Source organism: Actinomadura sp. NPDC049753 (genome assembly GCF_040674655.1).
GTDB classification, from domain to species: domain Bacteria; phylum Actinomycetota; class Actinomycetes; order Streptosporangiales; family Streptosporangiaceae; genus Spirillospora; species Spirillospora verrucosospora.
On sequence record NZ_JBFARL010000149.1, the window covers coordinates 1 to 20848 of the forward strand.

A 20848-nucleotide genomic window follows, 5' to 3' on the forward strand; every position below is an offset into this window, starting at 1 on the left:
CCCAGACGACCACGGAGATCATGCGCGGAATGTACCAGCTCCCAAGCAAGCACTTGGTAGTCCACATGTGGACACGGGAAAGTTTCGGACGGCGCTGGGCGCCCGCCTTGCCGAGCGCGGGCGGCACCAGGGCCGGGACGGCTGCCGTGCCGTGCCGCCGGAACCAGGCCTGCGCGGTCCTGCCCGCCTGCTTGAGCCGCACGAGCCAGTCGGCCATGAGCCGCGCGACCTCGTCGCTCAGGAACGGCAGGAGGACGGCGCCCACGCCCGCGGGGTCGCGCCGCGCCGCGAAGACGGCCGGGTCCAGCGCGTCGAGCTCGAACCGGGCGACGACGACCCGCATCCATTCGCCCACGTACCAGGGGTCGGGCGGCTCCCAGCCCGCTAGGAGCGGGCGGACGAGGTCCTCGGGCGCCTCGATGAAGAGCACGGGCTGCTGGTGGGAGGGCAGCGCGCCGTCCTTGAACTTCTCCACCTGGACGGGCCATTCCAAGCGCTTCACCCATCGCCACAGGTGGTGGAGGTCCACCGTCCATGCGTCCCGCTCGCCGGGCTCCCAGGCGATGAGGCGCGTGCCGGGCGGGGCCAGGTCCTTGATGACGACGGGCTTGGCCTTCGTCCGGGGCCGGGTCCACGGCGGGTCCACGAGCAGCGGCGGCAGGGCGTCGCCGGACGCCTCCGGGACCCGGACGGTGGTCTCGCGGAGCGCGCCGATCGCCGCGCGCGACTCCTCCGGAAGCTCCGGCAGCATCTCCTCCACCAGCTCGGGATGGGTGAGCAGGTGGGCCCGCAGCATGTCCTCCGCCTCCGGCGTCCGCGCGGCCGGGGCGAGCAGGCGCAGCGCCCGCCGTGGATACGCCCGCGAGGCGGCGATCAACGCGGGCTGGACGTACCTGTGGTGGATCCGGTCCACGAGCGCCTGGAACGCCTCGTCCACGGGGAGCCGGGCGAGCACGTCCAGCAGGCTCCGGTAGGTGTCGGTGTCGGTGTACTGGCCTTCCAGGGCTCCTGCCACCAGCGGCACCGCACCGGACGGGCCGACGCCGTCCACGAGGGTCGCGACGACGCTCGTCCTCCGGTCGTAGTAGCCGAGCGGCAGGACGGCCGGGTCGGCCTGCTCCGGCCCGCCGAGCGAGCAGAACAGCATCCACCGGTGCACCGAGTAGGGCGGCAGGCCGATGACCGCCGGGTCGGCGCGGACCTCGTCCACCCAGTCCCGCCTGGTCGGCGCCAGGTAGGACACGAGCATCCGCTGCAGCGGCGTCCGGCGCCGGCCCGCCATCTCCTCGACGGCCGCGGCGTACACGTCGTCGTCGGCGGCGGCCAGCAGGGCGCGCAGGTGCCGTGCGGCGCTCTCCTGGGACCACCACTCGCGGTAGTTGCCCCATGTCCCGGTCCAGCGCACACCGGTCCAGGTCGCCTGGCTCCCCGCCTGCTGGTAGTCGCTCGTGATCTCAGGCAGCTCCGCATAGGCGGCCGCCGCGAACGGCAGGCCGTGCTCGGCGGCCCAGGCGTCCCGGAACGGGTCCTTCCCGCCGAGTTCGAGCAGGCCGCGCTTGGACACCGCGACGGTCGCGACCACCGCCGCGCCCAGCGCGTCGGCCTCGCCCTTCAGGTAGGCGCGGCCGTGCTCGGCCAGCTCGGGCGTCGTGCCGGGCAGCGCGAGGACGTCCTCGACGCCGGCTCTGGCGGCCTCCACCAGTGCCCGCGCCTTCTCCACCGCCGCGGCGTCGATCCGCGCCCGCGGCCACGGCCCCGGCCGGTCCCGGCGGGGATGGGCGACCCGCCGCCACGCGTCCGGCATCTCCCAGGTGTTCTCGTCGGCCGCCACCGGCCCCGCAGTCGCCATGAGGCCACACCGTAAGGGAGATCACCGACAAAGGGGATCAAGAGCCGGAGCGCATGTCCCGCTCGACGGCGTCAGCGGCCTTGCGTGCGGCGACGAGGACGGGGTCCCAGACGGGCGCGAACGGCGGCGCGTAGCCGAGGTCGAGGCCCGTCATCTCCTCGACCGTCATCCCGTTCCACAGCGCGATCGCCAGGCCGTCGACGCGCTTGGCGGCGTTCTCCTCGCCGACGATCTGCGCGCCGAGCAGCCGGCCCGAACGGCGCTCGGCGATCAGTTTGGTCGTCATCGCGGCGGCGCCCGGCATGTAGCCGGCCCGGGTGGTGGACTCGACGGCCACGCTCAGCGTCTCGAACCCGGCCCCGGCCGCCTCGGCCTCGTTCAGCCCGGTCCGCGCGACCTCCACCCGGCAGATCTTGGAGACGGCCGTGCCGACCACGCCGGGGAAGGTGGCGTAGCCGCCGCCGATGTTGATCCCGGCGACGCGGCCCTGCTTGTTGGCGTGCGTGCCGAGCGCGATCGCGACCGGCGCGCCCGAGACGAGGTGGCGGGTCTCGACGCAGTCGCCCGCCGCCCACACCCCTTCGGTGCGGGTGCGCATCCGCCGGTCGGTGACGATCCCGCCGGTCGGGCCGGTCTCGATCCCGGCGCGCTCGGCCAGTCCGGAGGCCGGCCGCACGCCGAGCCCGAGGACGACCAGGTCCGCGGGCAGCGTGCGGTTCCGCGTGCGGACCGCGGTGACGCGCCCCTCCGGGGAGGTGTCGAAGCCCTCGACCGGCTCCCCCAGGTACAGCCGCACGCCGATGCCGCGCATCGCGTCGGCGACGATCGCGCCCATGTCCGGGTCGAGGGTGCGCATCGGCTGGTCGGCGAAGTCCACGAGCGAGACCTCCAGGCCGCGCATCACCATCGCCTCGGCCATCTCCAGGCCGATGTAGCCGCCGCCCACCACGACGGCGCGGCGCGGGGCCCTCTCCTCGACGGCGCGCCGGATCGCCACGCCGTCGTCGAGGATCTGGACGCCGTGGACGCCCTCGGCGTCCACGCCGGGCAGGTCCGGGCGGGTGGGGACGGCGCCGGTCGCGATCACGAGCCGGTCGTAGGGCTCCCAGCGCTCGCCGCCGCCGTCGAGGGAGCGCATCCGCACCCGGCCGCCGTCCGTGTCGATCTCCACGGCCTCGGTGCGCAGCCGCAGGTCGATGCCGCGCTCGCGGAACTCGGCGGGCGTGCGGGCGACGAGCGTGTCCAGCCCGTCCACCACGCCGCCGACGAAGTAGGGGATGCCGCACGCCGAGTAGGACGCGTGGTGCCCGCGCTCCACGGCGACGATCTCCAGGTCCTCGGGGCCGCGCAGCCTGCGGGCCTGGGACGCGGCGCTCATCCCCGCGGCGTCGCCCCCGATGACGAGCAGGCGTTCACGTGCGGCCATGCCGGTTCCTCCCGATTGCCGGTGCTGCCCGAAAGATCGGCTCACTCCAGACCGTAGACCCGGCGGGCGTTGCCGGAGGCCACCAGCCCCGCGACCCGCTCGGCGTCGCGGGCCGTCCAGGCGCCGTCCTCCACTCCCCCGGCCAGGAATCCGGCGAGCCCGCGCCGGAACAGCAGCGCCCCGAGGTGGTAGAGCTCGGCCAGCCCGAAGGCGTCCGAGGAGTACAGCACCTTCCCGAACGGCGCCAGCTCCAGCAGTTCGGCGATGAGCGCGGGCGAGCGGTGCCCGAGGCTGTGGGTCGCCAGGCCCGCGTCGACGTGCACGTTCGGCAGCACCTGCGCCAGGTACCCGGCGTGCCGGTGGAACGGGTAGTTGTGCAGCAGCATCGCCGGGACGGGGTTCATGGCGCGCAGCAGCTCGATGAGCAGCAGCGGGTCGCCGCGGCGCAGGTCGGCGTCCGCGTCCCCGTACCCGACGTGGAACTGGACGGGCAGCCCGGCGTCCACCGCGCACCAGACGAGGAACCGGTGCAGGATCTCGTCGCACACGCGCGGCGGGGCGCCGGCGCCCTCCGCCGCGCGCATCAGCCGCCCGGCCGCGCCGGCGACCTCCGCCTCCGGCGGCCGCACCCCCGACAGCTCCAGCCCGGCCCGGTACGCGGCGATCGACTTGGCCCCCACGGCGCCCGCGGCGAACGCGGCGTGGAGCCGGGAGCGCACCTCTTCGGCGAACCGGCCCGCCTCCACGCCGTCGGCCGCCACCCGCTCCGCGACAGTCTCCAGCCGCACGATCTCGTGCGCCCGCGCCCCGGCCAGCCGGCCGAGGGCGGGTGGGTCGAGGATCGCCTCCGGCGTGTGGCCGGTGTCCACGCAGAGCGCGTCCAGCCCGGCGGCGGCCATGAACCGCCGGTTCACCTCGGCGGCGCCCAGCTCGGCCCGGCGGGCCAGGTACTCCTCCGGCTCGGCGTGGGCGCCGAGCCCGAGGACGGGCGGGCACCAGCGCCGCAGCGCGAAACCGACCTGGGTGTCGAACATGCTCACGCCGGGCGGTCCCGCGGTCTCCGCCTCGGTGAGCGCCTCCTCGAACGCCGTCCTGCCGAGGTCCTCGCCGAGGACACCGTGGCAGTGGTGGTCGACCAGCCGCAGCGACTCCAGATACTCCAGCACGGCTCCCGCATCCTCCCTGAAACACGACTGCGTTCTCCCTACGATGCCCTTACGGAGCGTGTTCACCTCCGCCGCCACCCGACGAGGAGCCAGCAGCCGTGGAACCCACCTCGCACACCTCCCTCCAGGGCGGCGACGCCGGAGAGCAGGCCCTGGACGGGCACGACCGGGCCCGGCTGGGCGCCCGCGCGGCCGAGGCGGCGCGCCGGCTGGCCGGCGAGGGCATCGTCGCCGTCGCGCTGACGTGGGTGGACGTCAGCGGGATCACCCGCACCAAGACCGTCCCGGTGGAACGGCTGGAGCACGCCGCGGCGTGGGGCGTCGGGATGTCCCCGGTGTTCGACGTGTTCCTGCTGGACGACTCGATCGTGTCCGGGCGCCACATCGGCGGCCCGACCGGCGACCTGCGACTGCACCCCGACCTCGACCGGCTCGTCCCGCTGGCCGCGCTCCCGGGCTGGGCGCACGCGCCCGCGCACCGCTACGCCCAGGACGGATCCGTCCACCCGCTGGACGCGCGGGCCCTGCTGCGCCGCGAGGCCGACCGGCTCGCCGGGCTCGGCTACGCGGTGCGGGCCGCGTTCGAGATCGAGTGGGCGGTGTCGGACGGCGACGGCGAGGACTTCTCCCCCGCCTGCAAGGGCCCCGCGTACGGGATGACGCGGGTCACCGAGCTGGCCGACTACCTGCGGGACCTCCTGAGGTCCCTCAAGGCGACGGGCGTGAGGGTCGTCCAGCTGCACCCGGAGTACGCGCCCGGGCAGTACGAGGTGTCCGTGGCCGCCGAGGACCCGGTCGGCGCGGCCGACACCGCCGTGCTCGTCCGGGAGACGATCCGGGCGGTGACGATCCGGCACGGGATGGCCGCCTCGTTCTCCCCCAAGGTGGAGGCCGACTCGGTCGGCAACGGCGCGCACGCCCACCTCAGCCTGTGGCGGGACGGCACGGCGGGCGGCACGGCGGGCGGCGCGGTGAACGCGATGGCGGGCGGCCCCGGACCGTACGGGATGACGGCGGCCGGGGAGGCGTTCGCCGCGGGCATCCTGCGCCGGCTGCCCGCGCTGCTGGCGGTCGGCGCGCCGTCGGTGGCGAGCTACCTGCGGCTGGTCCCGTCGCACTGGTCCGGCGCGTACGCGTGCTGGGGGCTGGAGAACCGGGAGGCCGCGCTGCGGTTCGTGACGGGGGCCGACGGCGAGCGGGCCACCGCCGCGAACCTGGAGGTCAAGTGCCTGGACGCCGCCGCCAACCCGTACCTGCTGCTGGCGGCGCTGCTCGCGGCCGGGCGGGACGGCCTCGGCGCCGGGCTGAGGCTGCCGGAGCCGGTCGACGTGGACCCGGCGGGCCTGGCGGAGGAGGAGCGCGCCGCCCGGGGCATCGTCCCGCTGCCTGCGTCGCTGGCCGAGTCGGTCGCGGCGTTCGAGGCCGACGCCGTCCTGCGCGAGGCGCTCGGCGAGGCCGTCACCGACACGGTGGCGGCGGTGCGGCGCGGGGAGATCGCGCTGCTGGACGGGGCGACGCCGCAGCAGGTGGCCGCCGCCACCCGCTGGCGGCACTAGCGGCGCTCCGGCCCTCCGCCGCCCCCGCCCGCCGCGACCGGACCCGGATCGAACCGCTGCACGCGCATCTGCGGTCTGCCGCAGGCGCAGCGGGTGTAGACGACCACTCCCTCGGAGGTCAGGTGCCGTGACAGCACCTCGTAGACATCGGACTCAGGCCAGCCACAGCATGGACATTCCACCGCGTATCCCAGGGACGTCTGTAAGGGTTATAAACAAGATAACATTTACTGATCGGCTGCGGGACCGGAGGCCCGGGTAATGCGCATCACTGGATACAAGAGCCATGGGGTGGCGGCGGCCGCCGCGCTGGTCAACGCCGTGACGGCGGCCGGCGGGGACGACTCCCCCGACGCGCTGCGCCGCCTCCTGCGGGACAACCAGTTCTTCTGGCAGGAGTTCGAGGACGCCGACGCCGCCGACTTCCGGCGCTGGGGCCGGGTCCTGCGCCCCTTCTTCGAGGCGGCCCGGCTGGAGGAGGCGACGGCGATGCTGAACCGGTTGATGCTGGAGATCCCGATGCACCCGCACCTGGCCGACCACGAGCCGCACGGCCTGCACATGCACTACGCGCCGCCGTCGTCCCGCCTGGTGGAGCGGTTCCGGGCGACCACGCTGATGAACCTCGCCGAACTGGTCGTCGAGCACGGGCTCGGCCGGACCGGCGTCTGCGCCGCCGACGGCTGCGACCGCGTGTACGCCGACACCTCGCGGGCGGGGCGGCGCCGGTTCTGCTCGGAGTCCTGCGCGAACCGGACGAACGTCGCCGCGTTCCGCGCCCGCCGGCGGGATTGACCCTCGCCGCCCCCGCACCCCGTCGTTTTGTGATCTTCGTCCACCCCTGTGACCTTTGCCCGCCTGCGGGAATGACAGAGCGCATGTCGCTCGTGTTCTTCCGCCGCCGCTCCGGCGAAGGTGATCGCGGGGGCCGCTCGCCGCTGCGCGTGGCCACGGAGGTGCGGTCCACCGCCTACCGCATCGCCCGCCTGACGATCACCGCCACGCTGGCGTTCGTGCTGGCCCTCACGGTGCTGCCGGCCGGCGGGCCGCAGCCGCTGCTGGCGCCGCTGACCGCGCTGCTCGTCGTGCAGTTCTCCGTCTACCAGACGATCAAGGCGAGCGTCCTGCGGGTCGCCGCCGTCACCTCGGGGGTGCTGATCGCGGTGCTGGCCGCGGGCACCATCGGGTTCTCCTGGTGGACGCTCGGCCTGACGATCCTCGCCGCCCTGGTCATCGGGCACGCGCTGCGCCTCGGCGAGCACGTGCTGGAGGCGCCGATCTCCGCGATGCTGATCTTCGCGCTGGGGTCGGCCAGCGAGGCGGGCGCCGCCGACCGCGTCCTGGAGACGCTGATCGGCGCCGCCACCGGTCTGGCGGCGACGCTGCTGGTGCCGACCGTGCGGGTGCGGCCCGCGGAGGAGGCCGTCCAGGACGTCGCCGAGAAGCTGCGGGAGCTGGTCGCCGGCATCGCCGACGGGCTGCGCGGCGAGCGCACCGAGGACGAGGCGGCCCGCTGGCAGGCGGAGGCCGAGCGCCTCGCCCGCGAGCTCGGCCGCACCGACCGGGAGCTCGGCGCCGCCGAGGAGAGCGTCCGGCTCAACCCCCGGACGCGGGCGCGGCGGCTCATCGACGCCGGCGTCGCGCTGCGCAACGCCATGGAGACGATGGAGCACTTCACGCTGTCGCTGCGGGGGCTCACCCGGTCCCTGGCCGACGACGAGCGGCTCGGCGACCGGGGCCGGCTGCTGACCGACCCGGAGCTGCGCCGCGAGCTCGGCGACGCGCTGGCCGGGATCGCCGCCAGCATCGCCTCCTACGGCCGGCTGGCCCGCTCCGACCTGACCCGCGACGCCCGGCCGTTCCTCGCCGAGCACGAGCTGGAGGTCCGGGTGGACGTGGCCCGCGAGCGCCGAGCCCGGCTCACCCGGCGGCTGCACGAGCGGGCCGCGGCCGGGGACCTGTGGCCGCTGTACGGCGAGGTGTCCATGGACATCGACCGGCTCATCGAGAACCTGCGCGTCGAGCACCGGGCCCGCGCCCGCGAGCACTGGCGGCGGCACCGCGGCGCCTCGCGGCACCTGCCCGCGCGGCCCGTCCAGGTCGTCCAGCAGGCCGGGCAGCAGCTGCGCCGGGCGGCCGGGTCCGCGGTCGCGGCCGCCGAGCGCGGCGCCGGCGAGATCGAGACGCGCCACAACCGGCCCGCGCAGGGCGAAGACCCGCCCCCGGGGGGATAGGGACGGGTCTTCGCGCGGGGCTTGGGGCCCCGGTGGGACGGTCAGCGGAAGGTGGGCTCCAGGACGTCGACGCCGCGGGTGTTGTCGGCGACGTAGACGTACTTGCCGTGCCAGTACGGCTGCCAGGACGCGGCGTCCGCCGGGCGGTAGTAGGCGACCTGCCGCGGGTTCGTCGGGTCCGTGACGTCCAGGAAGCGGGTGCCCTGCGAGTAGAACGACTGGGCGATCACGCCGTCGCGCACGTCGAAGTAGTGCGCCGAGCAGTCCGTGCTCTCGGGGTCGCTGCCCTCCTTGCCCGCCACGCCCCACGTCGCGACGGTGTTCAGGCGGAACTTGTGCTCCGGCGTGGACCGCCAGCCCTCACCGCCGTAGGAGCCCTTCAGCGACGCGATGACGAGCAGTCCGTCGTTGGCGCAGCCGTCGTTGAACGTCTCCTCGGTGACGTACAGCAGCTTCCCGTCGCCCCACCGGCGCGGGTCGGCGGCCTGGTCCCGGGTCCGCCCGACGGCCCGGTAGCTGTTGTGCATGAAGGTGGAGTTGGTGGTGGCCTCGTCCAGCCCGCCGCCCGCGTACGGGACGGGGTCGACCGCGGTGGCCTTGCGCCACTTCTTCTGCACCGGGTCGTAGTGGCGGCCGGTCGTGTAGTAGCCGCGCACGCCGCCGCGCCCCGAGGCCCAGGCGACCCCTTCGGAGTCGACCTGGATGTCGTGGGTGTAGTCGGTCTTGCCGTCGTTGCGGCCCGTGTCGATCGGGTCCTTGTGGACCTTCGGCTTGGCGGGGTCGCGGACGTCGGTGACCCAGACGGGGCGCCCGCCCCAGTCCGCGGGCATCCAGCTGGCCTTCGCGGGGCCGCCCGTCCACAGGTACTTGCAGTCGTCCACGCAGGTCGTCGTGTGTCCCGCGGGCACCGTCACGTAGGTGATCTGGCGCAGGCTCTCCGGCTTGGAGGCGTCCACGACGTAGATGCCCGACTCGCCGGTGGCGGTGGTGCCGCCGAACGCGCGCGGGTCGCGGGACAGGTAGATGATCTTGCGCTTGGGGTCGAAGTCGGTGTCCTCGGTCTCCCACATGCCGGGCATGTTCAGCTGCCCGACCAGCTTGGGGACGCGGGGGTCGGCGCTGATGTCGTAGGCCTTCAGCCCGAACTGGCCGGTCGCGTACATGATCGTCCGCTTGTGCGGGCCCCGGCCGTAGTCCATGAACATCAGGGAGATGGCGCCCTTGGCGTCCGAGACCCCGCCGACGCGCCGCACCCCCTTGACCGCCTCGGACTTCGTGCTCGCGGGGGCCGCCCGGCGGTAGTGCCCGGCGTGGCCGCCGGCGCCCTCGCCCGCGGTGGCGGCGGCCTGCCCGGTCTGCGTCTTGGTGTTCTCCGGCTCGGGCGGGCACGCCCAGGCGCTGCCGGCCATCAGCGCCACGGACGCCGCGACCGCGACGCCGCCCTGCAGCAGGCGTCCGGAGGGAAAGGATGTGCGGGGGAGCATCGCGCCTCCACGGAATGGATCTTCGCAAGCGCCAGTGTGGCCGCCGCCGCGCACTTGATCAACAGTTCGGCAGGTCACGAAATGGCCTCAGCACCGTGAGGACTGGTGGGACCTGACACCGTGGTCTACCCTCCCCTGGGACCGCCCAGCTCCCGGGAGAGGCCAGTGAAGAGCTCAGCCCGCACCGCCGCCCTCGTCGCCGGCGCCGTGGCGGTGCTGGTGGCGCCGGTCGCGGCCCTGAAGGCGTGGAGCGAGCCCGCCGACCCGCGGATCTCGGTCGGCGCCCCGGCGCCCGCGACGCTGCTGCCCGGCGACGTCCGCGACGCCTCCGGCCGGATGATCGCCAACGCGGTGTGGACGGGCCTGGTCTCCTACGACGCGAAGACCGGCGCGCCCGCGAACGCCGCCGCCGAGTCGGTCACCAGCCCGGACCGGCGCGTCTGGACGGTCCGGCTCCGTCCCGGCGCGACCTTCCAGGACGGCTCGCCCGTCACGTCCCGCTCGTTCACCGGCGCCTGGACGGCCGTGCTGCGCGAGCGCTGGGCCGGGTCGCGGCTGTTCACCGATGTCGCCCGCGTCAAGGGCGCCCGCGCGGGCGAGGACGGTGTTCCGGGCCTGAGGGTGGAGGACGACCGGACCTTCGAGGTGACCCTGGACCGTCCGCTGAGCGGGTTCCCCGCCCTCCTCGGCGACCCGGCGTTCTTCCCGATGCCCGAGAGCGTCCTCGCGTCGCGCGACTGGGCGTCCTACGGCCGCGTCCCGGTCGGCAACGGGCCCTTCCGGGTGACGTCCCGGAGCGCACGGGAGATCGTCCTGAGCCGCCGGTCGGGCGAGGGCAGGTCCGTGGTCGTCAGGGCGATGCCGGACGCGAAGCGCCAGTACGCCGCCGCCGGCGCCGGCGACCTCGACGTCGCCACGCTGGTGCCGCCGGACCGGCACGAGTCGATGGAGGCCGACTTCGGCGACCGGCACCTCGCGGTCCCCGGCCGCGACGTCACCTTCCTGGCGTTCCCGGCCCGGCGGGAGCGGCTGTCGTCCCCGACCGTCCGGACGGCGCTGTCGATGGCGATCGACCGGTCCGCCGTCACCGAGGGTCCCCTCGGCCACCAGTACTCCCCCGCCGACTCGCTCGTCGCGCCGGGCATCCGCCCCGGCCACCGCGAAGGGCAGTGCCGGTTGTGCGTCCACGACTCCAAGGCGGCGGCCGCCGCGCTGGCCGACGCGGGCGGACTCAAGGGCCCGCTGAACCTCTGGTACGAGGCGGGCCGGGGCGACGACGCCTGGGTGAAGGCCGTCGCGCAGCAGCTCGGCAGGGAACTGAAGCTCGACGCCCGCCCCCGTCCCGTCGCCGACCTGCGCGAGGCCGTGGAGTCCCGCGAGGTGGACGGCCCCTTCGTCGTCCACACCACCGCCGCCTACCCCGCCCCCGTCGCCGCGCTGGCGCCGCTGCTAGACGCCGGAACCGGTTTCGACGACGGGTACGCGACCGGCCTCCTCGCCGAGGCCGAGCGCGCGGCCACCCCGGAGGAGGGCGTGGTCCCCGCGCGCCTCGCCGAGAGCGCCCTGCTGCGCGACATGCCCGCGATGCCGCTGTGGTCCCGTCACGACCACCTGGTCTGGTCCGAGCGCGCCCGCGGCGTCACCGCCGACGCCTTCACGGGCCTGCGCCTCGACCGGCTGACCATCGGGGACTGACGCGTAGCCTGACGATCATGACGAACGTGCTGATGCTCTGCGGGAGCCTGCGCAAGGGATCCACGAACGAGGCGGCGCTGCGCACCGCGCAGGCGCTGGCGCCGGACGGGCTCGACATGACGCTCTACGCCGGCATGGGCGACCTGCCGCACTTCAACCCCGACGACGACCGCGAGCCGCTGCACCCGGCCGTCGCGGGACTGCGCGCGGCGATCGGCGCCGCGGACGCCGTGCTGATCTGCACCCCGGAGTACGCGGGCGCGCTGCCCGGCTCGTTCAAGAACCTGCTCGACTGGACGATCGGCGGCGGCGAGATCTACGAGAAGCCCGTCGCCTGGCTGAACGTGGCCTCCCCGGCCGCGCCCACGGGCGGCGGCGACGCGCACGCCTCGCTGCGCAAGGTGCTCGGCTACGCGGGCACCGAGATCGTCGAGGCCGCGTGCGCGCGGATCCCGGTCACCCGGCCCGACGTGGGCGAGGACGGCCTGGTCCGCACCGCGGAGCCGCGCGCGCTCATCGCCGGGGCGGTGGAGGCGCTGCACGCCGCACTCCGGCGTTGACTTACTAGACCAGTCTACCTAGTATCGCCCCCATGACACCTCGGGGCGAGACGCGCGAGCGCGTGCTGCGGACGGCTGCGGAGCTGTTCCAGCGGCAGGGCTACCACGGCACCGGGCTCAACCAGGTCCTCGCGGAGAGCGGGGCGCCGAAGGGCTCGCTGTACTTCCACTTCCCGGACGGCAAGGAGCAGCTCGCGTCCGAGTCGGTCGCGCTGTCCGGCCGCGCGGTGGGCGAGGCGCTCGCGGGCGCCCTCGTCGCCGCGCCGGACGGCCGGGCCGGCCTGGCGGCCCTCGGCGACCACTTCGCGAACGCCCTGCTGGAGTCCGACTTCGGCAAGGGGTGCCCGGTCGCGACGGTGGCGCTGGAGACGGCCGCCGAGAGCGAGACCATCCGCGCCGCCTGCGACGGCACCTACACCGAGTGGCAGGGCGGCATCGCGGCCGCCCTGCGCGGCTGGGGCGTGCCGGACGAGCGCGCCGATCCGCTGGCCGCGCTCGTCCTGTCGTCGGTCCAGGGCGCGGTCATGCTGGCCCGCGTCCGGCGCGACGTGTCCGTCATCCACGAGGTCACCCGCCAGCTCGGCGACCTGCTCTGAAGGAGGACCCATGCGCGTTCACCATCTCGACTGCGCCCCCATGCGGGAGATCGAACCGGCCGACGGGCCGGAGAGCCCGCTGCGGCCCGCGCGGGCCGTGGGCCACGTGCTGCTGGTGGAGACCGACTCGGCGGGCCTCGTGCTCGTGGACGCCGGCATCGGCCTCGGCGACATCGAGCGCCCGTCCGAGCGGCTGCTGGACGACTGGGTGGAGATGGCGGGGCCGACCCTCGACCCGTCCGCGACGGCCGTCCGGCAGGTCGAGGCGCTCGGGTACGCGGCGGCCGACGTCCGGCACGTCGTCCCCACGCACCTGCACCGCGACCACGCGGGCGGGCTGAGCGACTTCCCGGACGCGGCGGTCCACCTCTTCGAGGCGGAGCTCGCCGACGGAGGCAAGACCCCGGCCCAGCTCGCCCACGGCCCGAAGTGGGTCGCCTACGCGGGCGCCGAAGGCGAGACCTGGCACGGCTTCGAGGGCGTCCGGCCGCTGGAGGGCGTCCCCGAGGACGTCCTGCTGGTGCCGCTCGGCGGCCACACGCCGGGCCACGCGGGCGTGGCGGTCCGCGACGGCGACCGCTGGCTGCTGCACGCGGGCGACGCGTACATGTACCACGGGGAGGTCGACCGCCCCGACCCGGTCGTGCACCCGCTGATGGAGCTCGTCCAGGCGGGCGGCGAGGTCGACCGGGAGCTGCGCCTCGCGAACGTGGCCCGGCTGCGGGAGCTGGCGCGCGGCGGCGACATCGAGATCTTCTGCGCCCATGACCCCTGGGAACTGGCCCGTTACCGCTGAGACAGGCGGTGGGTGAGGGCGGTGTGGCGGCGGCCGGCGCCGGCGGTGCGGACGGCGGCGGCCAGGGCCCGGCGCGACCCGACGAGGACCACCAGCTTCTTGGCCCGGGTGATGCCGGTGTAGAGCAGGTTGCGGCGCAGCATCATCCAGGCGCCGGTGGTGAGCGGGATGACGACGGCCGGGTACTCGCTGCCCTGCGAGCGGTGGATCGTGATCGCGTAGGCGTGGGCGAGCTCGTCCAGCTCGTCGAAGGCGTAGTCGACCCTCTCGTCCTCGTCGGTCACGACGGTCAGTGACTGCTCTTCCTGGGACACGGACGCGACGACGCCGACGGTGCCGTTGAAGACGCCGGCCTCGCCCTTGTCGTAGTTGTTGCGGAGCTGGGTGACCTTGTCGCCGACGCGGAACACGCGGCCGCCGTAGCGGCGCTCGGGACGGGCGTCGTCGTGCGGGGTCAGCGCCTCCTGCAGCAGCGAGTTCAGCGCGCCCGCCCCGGCGGCGCCCCGGTGCATGGGGGCGAGGACCTGGACGTCGCGGCGCGGGTCGAGGCCGAACCTGCGCGGGATGCGGTTGGCGACCACGTCGACCGTCAGCTCGGCGGCCTCGTCCTGCTCGTCGCAGGGGAACAGGAAGAAGTCGGGGTAGCCGCGGGTGTGGGGGTGGTCGCCGGAGTTGACGCGGTGCGCGTTGACCACGATGCCCGACTGCTGGGCCTGCCGGAAGATCTTCGTCAGCCGGACGCGCGGGACGGCCTCGGCGCCGAGCAGGTCGGCCAGCACCTCGCCCGCGCCGACGGAGGGGAGCTGGTCGACGTCCCCGACGAGCAGCAGGTGCGCGCCGCGCGGGATCGCCTTCACCAGCTTGTTGGCCAGAATCAGGTCGACCATGGAGCACTCGTCGACGACGACCAGGTCGGCGTCCAGGGGGTTGTCCTGGTCGAACTTCGGGTCGCCGCCGGGCTGGAGCTGGAGCAGCCGGTGCACGGTCGCGGCCTCGTGGCCGGTCAGCTCGGCGAGCCGCTTGGCCGCCCGGCCGGTCGGCGCCACCAGCACGATCTTGGCGTGCTTGGCGGCGGCCAGCTCCACCACCGAGCGGACGGTGAAGCTCTTGCCGCAGCCGGGACCGCCGGTCAGCACGGCCACCTTGGACGTCAGCGCGAGCTTGACCGCGTCCTCCTGCTCGGGGGCGAGGGCCTGGCCGGTGCGCTGCTTCAGCCACGGCAGCGCCTTGCCCCAGTCGACGCCGGCGAACGCCTTGAGCCGGTCGGCGGGCGCGTCGAGCAGCTCCAGCAGCCCGCGGGCCAGGGAGCGTTCGGCCCGGTGGAACGGGACGAGGTACACGGCGGGGATCGTCGCGGCGTCCTCGCCGTCTCCCGGGATCGGCTCCCGGACGACGCCCTCCTCGCCCGCCAGCTCGTCGAGCGCCGGGACGATCAGCTCGCGCCCGACGCCGAGGATCTTCTCCGCCGCCGTGACGAGGTTGGGCTCGGGCAGGAAGCAGTGCCCGTCGTCGGCGGCCTCCGACAGCGTGTACTGCAGGCCCGCCTTGATCCGTTCGGGGCTGTCGTGCGGGATGCCGACGGCCTGCGCGATGGTGTCGGCGGTCTTGAACCCGATGCCCCACACGTCCGAGGCGAGCTGGTAGGGCCGCTTGCGGACGGTGTCGATCGAGGCGTCCCCGTACTGCTTGTAGATACGGACGGCCAGGGACGTGGAGACGCCGACGCCCTGCAGGAAGACCATGACCTCCTTGATGGCCTTCTGCTCCTGCCAGGCGTCCCCGATGCGCTTGGTGCGCTTGGGGCCGAGGCCCTGGACCTCGACGAGCCGCTCCGGCTCCTCCTCGATGACGCGCAGGATGTCGGTGCCGAAGTGCCCGACCATCCGGTCGGCCATCACCGGCCCGATGCCCTTGATCATGCCGGAGCCGAGGTAGCGGCGGATGCCCTGGATCGTCGCCGGCAGGACGGTCGTGTAGGAGTCGACCTCGAACTGCTTGCCGTACTTCGGATGCGAGCGCCACCGCCCGACCAGGCGCAGGCTCTCCCCCACCTGCGCGCCGAGCAGCGCGCCCACGACCGTGAGCAGGTCGGGTCCGCTCTTGGCGGTCGCGACGCGCGCGACGGTGTAGCCGGTGTCCTCGTTGGCGTAGGTGATCCGTTCCAGCACCGCCTCCAGCTCCGCCGGACGCGGCGTGGCGGGTGGGTTCGGGGAGGCCGGCACGCCCACCATGGTGCCCGATCGGCCCGGTGGGATGGCCGGATCCGGCAGACGTTCTGGATCTTCCCGTGATCGCGACATACGTTCCGGGCGCACCCGTACACCAGCACCCATACAACGCGTACTGGGAGGTATCACCGGTGTTCCGCTCCCGAACCCGGGCACTGGCCGCGGCCGGCGGCCCCGCCCTGTCCGTCGTCCTCGCGCTCGCGGCCGCTCCGGCCGCGGCCTCGCCCCCCGCCCCCGCGAAGGACGGTCCGATCGCGGGTTTCACCGCGAAGAGCGCGCAGTGGCAGCGCCGGTACGAGCGGCTGCTGTCGGCCGTCCCGTCCGCGCGGACGGCCCGCGACCTCGACGCCGAGCTGGCGCGCGAGCCCGCGCTGGCCACCACGACCGGCGACCGGAACCGCGTCGGGCGCATCGTCGCCCGCCTCCGGTCGTACGGCCTGCGCCCCGAGGTCAGGACGTACTACGCCTACCTGTCCATGCCGGAGCGAGTGCGGGTCGAGATGACGGCGCCGCGGCGCCGGACGCTGCCGGTCAAGGAGAAGCGGCGCCCCTGGCAGGAGTTCTACGACGAGGTCATCCCCTCCCACAACGGCATGTCGCCGTCCGGGGACGTGCGGGGCGAGGTCGTCTATGCCAACTACGGCCGCCCCGAGGACTTCGCGCTGCTCGCCAGGAACGGCGTCTCGGTCAAGGGCAAGATCGTCCTCGTCCGGTACGGGGCGGTGTTCCGCGGCATCAAGCCGCGCGAGGCGGCCCGGCGCGGCGCCAGGGCCGTGCTCATCTACTCCGACCCCGCCGACGACGGGTCCGCGCGCGGCCCGGTGTACCCGGCCGGGCCGTGGCGCGCCTCCGACGGCATCCAGCGCGGCAGCATCGCGCAGATCCAGCTCGCGGCCGGAGACCCCCAGACGCCCGGCTGGCCGTCGGTGAAGGGCGCGCGGCGCGTCCCGCCGTCGGAGGCGCCGATGCTGAAGGGCCTCATCCCGACCACGCCCATCTCCTACGGCGCGGCCGAACCGCTGCTGCGCGCGTTGAAGGGCGAGGAAGTGCCGAAGGAATGGCAGGGCGGCCTTCCGTTCACGTACCGGTTCGGGCCGGGCGGGACGCGGGCTCACCTGGACCTGAAGAACACCTTCGAGGTGCGCCCGCTGTGGGACGTCATCGTGCGGATCCCCGGCAGCGAGCACCCCGAGCAGGAGGTCATGCTCGGCGCGCACCACGACTCCTGGGCGTACGGCAGCAGCGACAACCTGTCCGGCACCGAGAACGTGCTTCAGGTGGGGCGCGCCCTGGGGACGCTGCTCAAGAAGGGGTGGCGTCCTAAGCGCACGGTCTCCTGGCCACGTGGGACGGCGAGGAGTACGGGCTGTTCGGCTCCACCGAGTACGCCGAGCAGCGCGCGGACCTGCTCCGCAACACCGTCGCCTACGTGAACATGGACGGCGCCGGAGGGTCGCGGTTCGGCGCGTCGGCGACGCCCGCGCTGGACCGCTCGGTCATCGACGCCTCCAAGGAGGTGCGCTGGCCCGGCACGGACGGGACGCTGTACGAGGCGTGGAAGGCGCAGAACGCCGGCGAGACCCCGATCGACCGCATCGGCGGCGGCTCGGACTTCCAGGCGTTCTTCCAGCGGTACGGGGTGCCCGCCATGGACGTCGGCGCCGCGTCGCCGGGATCGTCCGGGAACTACCACTGCTCCTGCGACGACTTCTACTGGATGGAGCACTTCGGCGACCCGTCCTGGGAGTACCACGCGGCGATGTCGCGGCTGGCCGGCATCGCGACGCTGCGGCTCGCCAACGCCGACGTGATCGCGATGGGCTACCGCCCGTACGCGCAGGAGACGGCCCGGTACCTCGCCGACTTCACCGCCGAGCAGCGCGGGCGGCTCGGGTCCGTGGTCGTGGACGTCTCGCGCGACATCGCGCAGGCCAGGGCCTGGCAGCGGGCGGCGGAGGCGCTCCAGGCGCGCGCCGACGAGGCGCTCCGCGCGGGCGACACCGCCGCGTTCCGCCGCCTCAACGACAAGATCATGCAGACGGAGCGGGACCTGCTTGCGCGGGCCGGGCTGCCGGGCCGCCCCTGGTACCGGCACCAGATCTACGCGCCCGGGATCGACACCGGCTACGCCACGCAGCGGCTGCCCGGGCTGAACGACGCGCTGTTCACGGACCGCGACGTCCGCGCCGCCAGGGTGCAGGAGGCCCGCCTGTTCGAGGGCCTGCGCGCCGCCACCCGCACCCTCACCCCGGAGGAGTGACCCGGAAGGCATTCCCGCCGGAAACCGGCCATGCCACCCCAAGATCATGTTATTTTCCCCGCTCACCCCCATGTGGATCATGCGGGGACGGTGATCGGGAGGGGACGCGATGGCGCAGGGGCTCAGTCGGCGGGACTTCGGCAGGCTCATGGGATCCGCGGGGCTCGGCCTCGCGGCGCCCGCACTCGTCGGAGGATGCGGCACGGCGTCCCAGCGGGCGGCGACGCGGGCGGGCACGCGGACGTGGCGGGTCACCGGGACGGCGGGCGCCGGGCTCGGCGGCTTCGACACCGCCGTCAAGTCGCTGATGCAGGCCCGGAACATCCCGTGCGGATCGCTCGCCGTCATGCGCAAGGGCAAGCTCGTGCTCGCGCGCGGCTACACCTGGAGCGACGACGCGGCGCTGAGCGTCCAGCCGACGTCGCTGTTCCGGCTCGCCAGCCTCAGCAAGGCCGTCACGGCGACGGCGGTCACCCGGCTCGTCCAGGACGGCAAGCTCAGCCTGTCGGCGCGGGTGACCGACCTGCTGACGCTGACGCCGCCGCCCGGCCAGTCCGCCGACCCGCGCCTCTCCCAGGTGACGGTGCGGCGGCTGCTGCAGCACCTCGGCGGCTGGGACCGCGACGTCTCCGGCGACCCGACCTACCGCGACCGCGCCACGGCGCAGCTGCTGGGCGTTCCGCTGCCGATCACCCGGGAGCACATGGTCCAGTACGGGACGGGCCTGAAACTCGACCACGACCCCGGCACCGCGTTCGCCTACAGCAACTACGGCTACCTGCTCCTCGGCCAGATCATCGCCAAGGCCGCGGGCATGGGCTACGAGCAGTACGTCCAGCAGAACGTGCTGGGCCCCATGGGGATCACTCGGATGCGGCCCGGCCGGTCGCTGGAGGCCGACCGCGCGCCCGGGGAGGTGCCCTACTTCTCGCAGCGAACCGGCCCGTCGGTGTTCGACGCGGCCGGGACGACCCTCCCGGCCCCCTACGGCACGTTCAACGTGGAGAACCGCACCGCGATGGGCGGCTGGCTCGCGTCCGCCGTCGACTACGTGCGCTTCACCCGGATCCACGACGGTGGGACGAGCGTGCTGAACTCCTCCTCGATCGCCTCGATCTTCGCCAAGCCGGAGACAGGCCTGAACTCGGGCGGGTCCTACTACGGCTTCGGCTGGTACGTGCGCGACGTGACGGGAGGCCGGAACACCTGGCACTCCGGCGCCCTCGACGGAACGAGCACGATCGTGACCCGCCGCTACGACGGCGTGACCTGGGCGCTGCTGTTCGACCAGCGCGACGACCCCTCCGGGCTCACCTACGAGTACGACGACTTCAGCGCCCCGCTGCACAAGGTCGCGAACGCGGTGACGACCTGGCCGTCCACGGACCTGTTCGGCACGTACTTCTGACCCGCCCGCGGGGCTAGACCCGCGGCGCGGCGGCGGCCGCGGGCGTGGCGCCCGCCGAGACCTCCAGCACGCCCGTCTCGGTGACCAGCGCGGTCACGAGGCGGGCGGGCGTGACGTCGAACGCGGGGTTGTACGCGCCCACCCGCTCCGGTGCGGTCCTCGCGCCGCCCCAGGCCAGGATCTCCCCGGCGTCGCGCTCCTCGATCGGCACGCCCGCGCCGTCGGGGAGCGCGAGGTCGACCGTGCTCCACGGGGCGGCGACCACCAGCGGGATCCCGGCCTCCCGGCAGGCCAGCGCCACGCCGACCGAGCCGATCTTGTTGGCGGTGTCGCCGTTGGCGGCGATCCGGTCGGCGCCGATGACCGCGACGTCCACCAGCCCGCGCAGGACGGTGCTCGGCGCGGCCCCGTCCGCCTGCACCACGCAGGGGATGCCGGCCTGGTCGAGCTCCCACGCGGTGAGCCGCGCGCCCTGCAGCAGGGGGCGGGTCTCGTCCGCGTAGACGATCTCGACGCGTCCCCGGCCGTGCAGTTCCCGGACGACGCCGAGGGCCGTCCCCCAGCCGGCGGTGGCGAGCGAGCCGGCGTTGCAGTGCGTCAGCACGCGCAGGGGCCGGTCCCCCGCCCGGGCGAGGATCCAGTCGGCGCCGAAGGCCCCGATGGCCCGGTTGCCGCGCACGTCCTCGTCCAGCAGGGCCTGGGCCTCCGCCGCCACCGCGTCGGCGCCCTTCGCGACGAACGGCAGGACCCGGTCCACCCCGGCGGCGAGGTTCACCGCCGTGGGGCGGGCCTCCCGGACGCGGGCGATCGCGGCGTCGCGCCCGGCGGCGTCCCAGCCCTCGCGCTCGGCCTGGCGCACCGCGACGGCGACGCCGAACGCGCCCGCCACGCCCAGCGCGGGGGCGCCCCGCACCACCAGCCGCCGGATCGCGTCGACGAGCGCGTCGACGTCGCGGACCGCGAGGAACTCCACCCGGTGGGGCAGGAGGGTCTGGTCCAGCAGGCGCAGGGCGTCGCCCGTCCATTCGATGGTCGGCACATCGGTCGTCATATCTCCATCATGCCTAAAAATGCCGCGAAGCCCGGCCCTATCGGGCTTTCGGACCTGCCCGGCTCCCCGGCGTGACCTGCGACAACTTGACACAGGTCGAACTCATGTTCGAGATTTGTGCGGGAGGATGCGAGAGGAGGGCGAGCGTGCCGGAGGCGGCCCTGCGGGATCTTGCGGCGGCGCTGGAGGACACCGGCCCGGCGGCGCTCACGGGCGCCGGACCGGGGACCGTGCCGGTGCTGCCCGCCCTGCGGACCGTGGTCCCCGGCGGCGGGCTGCGCCCCGGCTCGGTCGTCGGCCTGGACGGCCCCGGCGCCGCCTCCCTCGGCCTCGCCCTCGCCGCGGGCGTGTCCCGGCACGGCGGCGAGGACGGCGCCGGCGGCTGGTGCGCGGTCGTCGGCCTGCCGGGGTTCGGCGTGGCCGCCGCGGCGGGCATGGGCGCCGCGCCCGAGCGACGAAGCTCAGCGCGGAGAAGCTCGTCGTGAAGTCGCCGAGGCGGAGTTTCCGGGTGGCGCCACTCTCGAGTCAAGACCTCCAGG

18 protein-coding genes are annotated in these 20848 nt (G+C 74.4%); 11 read left to right on the plus strand and 7 right to left on the minus strand.

The genetic code is table 11. From position 1 onward, the window contains the following. The 3 genes from AB0K37_RS29875 to AB0K37_RS29885 all read right to left on the minus strand — a co-directional run. The coding region (locus tag AB0K37_RS29875) for a hypothetical protein (RefSeq protein WP_363986648.1) at positions 1–1849 on the minus strand (1849 nt) is incomplete at its 3' end. A gap of 37 nt (positions 1850–1886) precedes the next feature. Continuing rightward, the gene (locus AB0K37_RS29880) at positions 1887–3275 is read right to left on the minus strand and encodes an FAD-dependent oxidoreductase (RefSeq protein ID WP_363986649.1); all 1389 of its coding nucleotides are present in this window, start codon (positions 3273–3275) and stop codon (positions 1887–1889) included. Positions 3276–3316: 41 nt separating this feature from the next. Then, positions 3317–4441 (minus strand): amidohydrolase family protein, encoded by a 1125-nt coding sequence (locus AB0K37_RS29885; protein ID WP_363986651.1) that lies wholly within the window; start codon positions 4439–4441, stop codon positions 3317–3319. A 98-nt stretch (positions 4442–4539) separates the two neighbouring features. On the opposite strand from AB0K37_RS29885, the gene AB0K37_RS29890 reads away from it, so the two are divergent. Then, on the plus strand, positions 4540–5997 hold the full coding sequence (locus AB0K37_RS29890) for a glutamine synthetase family protein (RefSeq protein ID WP_363986653.1): 1458 nt from the start codon (positions 4540–4542) through the stop codon (positions 5995–5997). On the opposite strand, the gene AB0K37_RS29895 is transcribed toward AB0K37_RS29890, so the two are convergent. Continuing rightward, a complete protein-coding gene (locus AB0K37_RS29895; RefSeq protein ID WP_363986655.1) occupies positions 5994–6134 on the minus strand; it encodes a hypothetical protein in 141 nt (46 codons plus the stop codon). The two genes, AB0K37_RS29890 and AB0K37_RS29895, sit on opposite strands and share 4 nt — an antisense overlap. A 124-nt stretch (positions 6135–6258) precedes the next feature. Here AB0K37_RS29895 and AB0K37_RS29900 point away from each other — a divergent pair, with 124 nt between their 5' ends. Together AB0K37_RS29900 and AB0K37_RS29905 are read left to right on the plus strand one after the other, a co-directional pair. Next, positions 6259–6792, plus strand: a complete 534-nt coding sequence (locus tag AB0K37_RS29900; RefSeq protein WP_363986657.1) for a CGNR zinc finger domain-containing protein — start codon at positions 6259–6261, stop codon at positions 6790–6792. A 71-nt stretch (positions 6793–6863) separates the two neighbouring features. Continuing rightward, positions 6864–8231 carry an aromatic acid exporter family protein gene (locus AB0K37_RS29905; protein ID WP_363986659.1) on the plus strand — a complete coding sequence of 456 codons (1368 nt, stop codon included), beginning with the start codon at positions 6864–6866 and terminating at the stop codon, positions 8229–8231. Positions 8232–8272: 41 nt separating this feature from the next. On the opposite strand, the gene AB0K37_RS29910 is transcribed toward AB0K37_RS29905, so the two are convergent. Beyond that, on the minus strand, positions 8273–9715 hold the full coding sequence (locus AB0K37_RS29910) for a hypothetical protein (protein ID WP_363986661.1): 1443 nt from the start codon (positions 9713–9715) through the stop codon (positions 8273–8275). A 165-nt stretch (positions 9716–9880) separates the two neighbouring features. Between AB0K37_RS29910 and AB0K37_RS29915 the strand changes: the two genes are divergently transcribed. The 4 genes from AB0K37_RS29915 to AB0K37_RS29930 are packed head-to-tail and all read left to right on the plus strand — an operon-like array spanning position 9881 to position 13362. Next, the gene (locus AB0K37_RS29915) at positions 9881–11410 is read left to right on the plus strand and encodes an ABC transporter substrate-binding protein (protein WP_363986663.1); all 1530 of its coding nucleotides are present in this window, start codon (positions 9881–9883) and stop codon (positions 11408–11410) included. 17 nt (positions 11411–11427) lie between these two features. Further along, on the plus strand, positions 11428–11970 hold the full coding sequence (locus tag AB0K37_RS29920; protein WP_363986664.1) for an NAD(P)H-dependent oxidoreductase: 543 nt from the start codon (positions 11428–11430) through the stop codon (positions 11968–11970). Positions 11971–12002: 32 nt separating this feature from the next. After that, positions 12003–12566, plus strand: a complete 564-nt coding sequence (locus tag AB0K37_RS29925; protein WP_363986666.1) for a TetR/AcrR family transcriptional regulator — start codon at positions 12003–12005, stop codon at positions 12564–12566. 10 nt (positions 12567–12576) lie between these two features. Next, a complete protein-coding gene (locus AB0K37_RS29930) occupies positions 12577–13362 on the plus strand; it encodes an MBL fold metallo-hydrolase (RefSeq protein WP_363986667.1) in 786 nt (261 codons plus the stop codon). Here the strand turns inward: AB0K37_RS29930 and AB0K37_RS29935 are convergent. After that, positions 13353–15593: an ATP-dependent RecD-like DNA helicase gene (locus tag AB0K37_RS29935; protein WP_363986669.1), complete on the minus strand. Its 2241-nt coding sequence runs from the start codon at positions 15591–15593 to the stop codon at positions 13353–13355. The genes AB0K37_RS29930 and AB0K37_RS29935 overlap by 10 nt on opposite strands. A 128-nt stretch (positions 15594–15721) precedes the next feature. On the opposite strand from AB0K37_RS29935, the gene AB0K37_RS29940 reads away from it, so the two are divergent. The 3 genes from AB0K37_RS29940 to AB0K37_RS29950 all read left to right on the plus strand — a co-directional run bounded on the left by AB0K37_RS29940 (position 15722) and on the right by AB0K37_RS29950 (position 19258). Then, positions 15722–17023: a PA domain-containing protein gene (locus AB0K37_RS29940; RefSeq protein WP_363986671.1), complete on the plus strand. Its 1302-nt coding sequence runs from the start codon at positions 15722–15724 to the stop codon at positions 17021–17023. Further along, on the plus strand, positions 16957–17850 hold the full coding sequence (locus AB0K37_RS29945) for a transferrin receptor-like dimerization domain-containing protein (protein ID WP_363986677.1): 894 nt from the start codon (positions 16957–16959) through the stop codon (positions 17848–17850). Before AB0K37_RS29940 ends, AB0K37_RS29945 begins: the two co-directional genes overlap by 67 nt. A gap of 109 nt (positions 17851–17959) precedes the next feature. Beyond that, positions 17960–19258 carry a serine hydrolase domain-containing protein gene (locus tag AB0K37_RS29950; protein WP_363986673.1) on the plus strand — a complete coding sequence of 433 codons (1299 nt, stop codon included), beginning with the start codon at positions 17960–17962 and terminating at the stop codon, positions 19256–19258. A gap of 13 nt (positions 19259–19271) precedes the next feature. Here AB0K37_RS29950 and mtnA read toward each other — a convergent pair whose 3' ends face one another. Continuing rightward, complete coding sequence (mtnA, locus tag AB0K37_RS29955) at positions 19272–20309, minus strand: S-methyl-5-thioribose-1-phosphate isomerase (RefSeq protein ID WP_363986675.1); 1038 nt, start codon at positions 20307–20309, stop codon at positions 19272–19274. 146 nt (positions 20310–20455) lie between these two features. Between mtnA and AB0K37_RS29960 the strand changes: the two genes are divergently transcribed. After that, positions 20456–20794 carry a hypothetical protein gene (locus AB0K37_RS29960; RefSeq protein WP_363986676.1) on the plus strand — a complete coding sequence of 113 codons (339 nt, stop codon included), beginning with the start codon at positions 20456–20458 and terminating at the stop codon, positions 20792–20794. Positions 20795–20848 lie beyond the last annotated feature (54 nt).

Coding starts and splice junctions, on each gene's coding strand:
- AB0K37_RS29880 (WP_363986649.1), bottom strand. CDS start 3,275: ATGGCCGCACGTGAACGCCTGCTCGTCATCGGGGGCGACGCCGCGGGG.
- AB0K37_RS29900 (WP_363986657.1), top strand. CDS start 6,259: ATGCGCATCACTGGATACAAGAGCCATGGGGTGGCGGCGGCCGCCGCG.
- AB0K37_RS29905 (WP_363986659.1), top strand. CDS start 6,864: ATGACAGAGCGCATGTCGCTCGTGTTCTTCCGCCGCCGCTCCGGCGAA.
- AB0K37_RS29910 (WP_363986661.1), bottom strand. CDS start 9,715: ATGCTCCCCCGCACATCCTTTCCCTCCGGACGCCTGCTGCAGGGCGGC.
- AB0K37_RS29920 (WP_363986664.1), top strand. CDS start 11,428: ATGACGAACGTGCTGATGCTCTGCGGGAGCCTGCGCAAGGGATCCACG.
- AB0K37_RS29925 (WP_363986666.1), top strand. CDS start 12,003: ATGACACCTCGGGGCGAGACGCGCGAGCGCGTGCTGCGGACGGCTGCG.
- AB0K37_RS29930 (WP_363986667.1), top strand. CDS start 12,577: ATGCGCGTTCACCATCTCGACTGCGCCCCCATGCGGGAGATCGAACCG.
- AB0K37_RS29935 (WP_363986669.1), bottom strand. CDS start 15,593: ATGGTGGGCGTGCCGGCCTCCCCGAACCCACCCGCCACGCCGCGTCCG.
- AB0K37_RS29950 (WP_363986673.1), top strand. CDS start 17,960: ATGGCGCAGGGGCTCAGTCGGCGGGACTTCGGCAGGCTCATGGGATCC.
- mtnA (WP_363986675.1), bottom strand. CDS start 20,309: ATGACGACCGATGTGCCGACCATCGAATGGACGGGCGACGCCCTGCGC.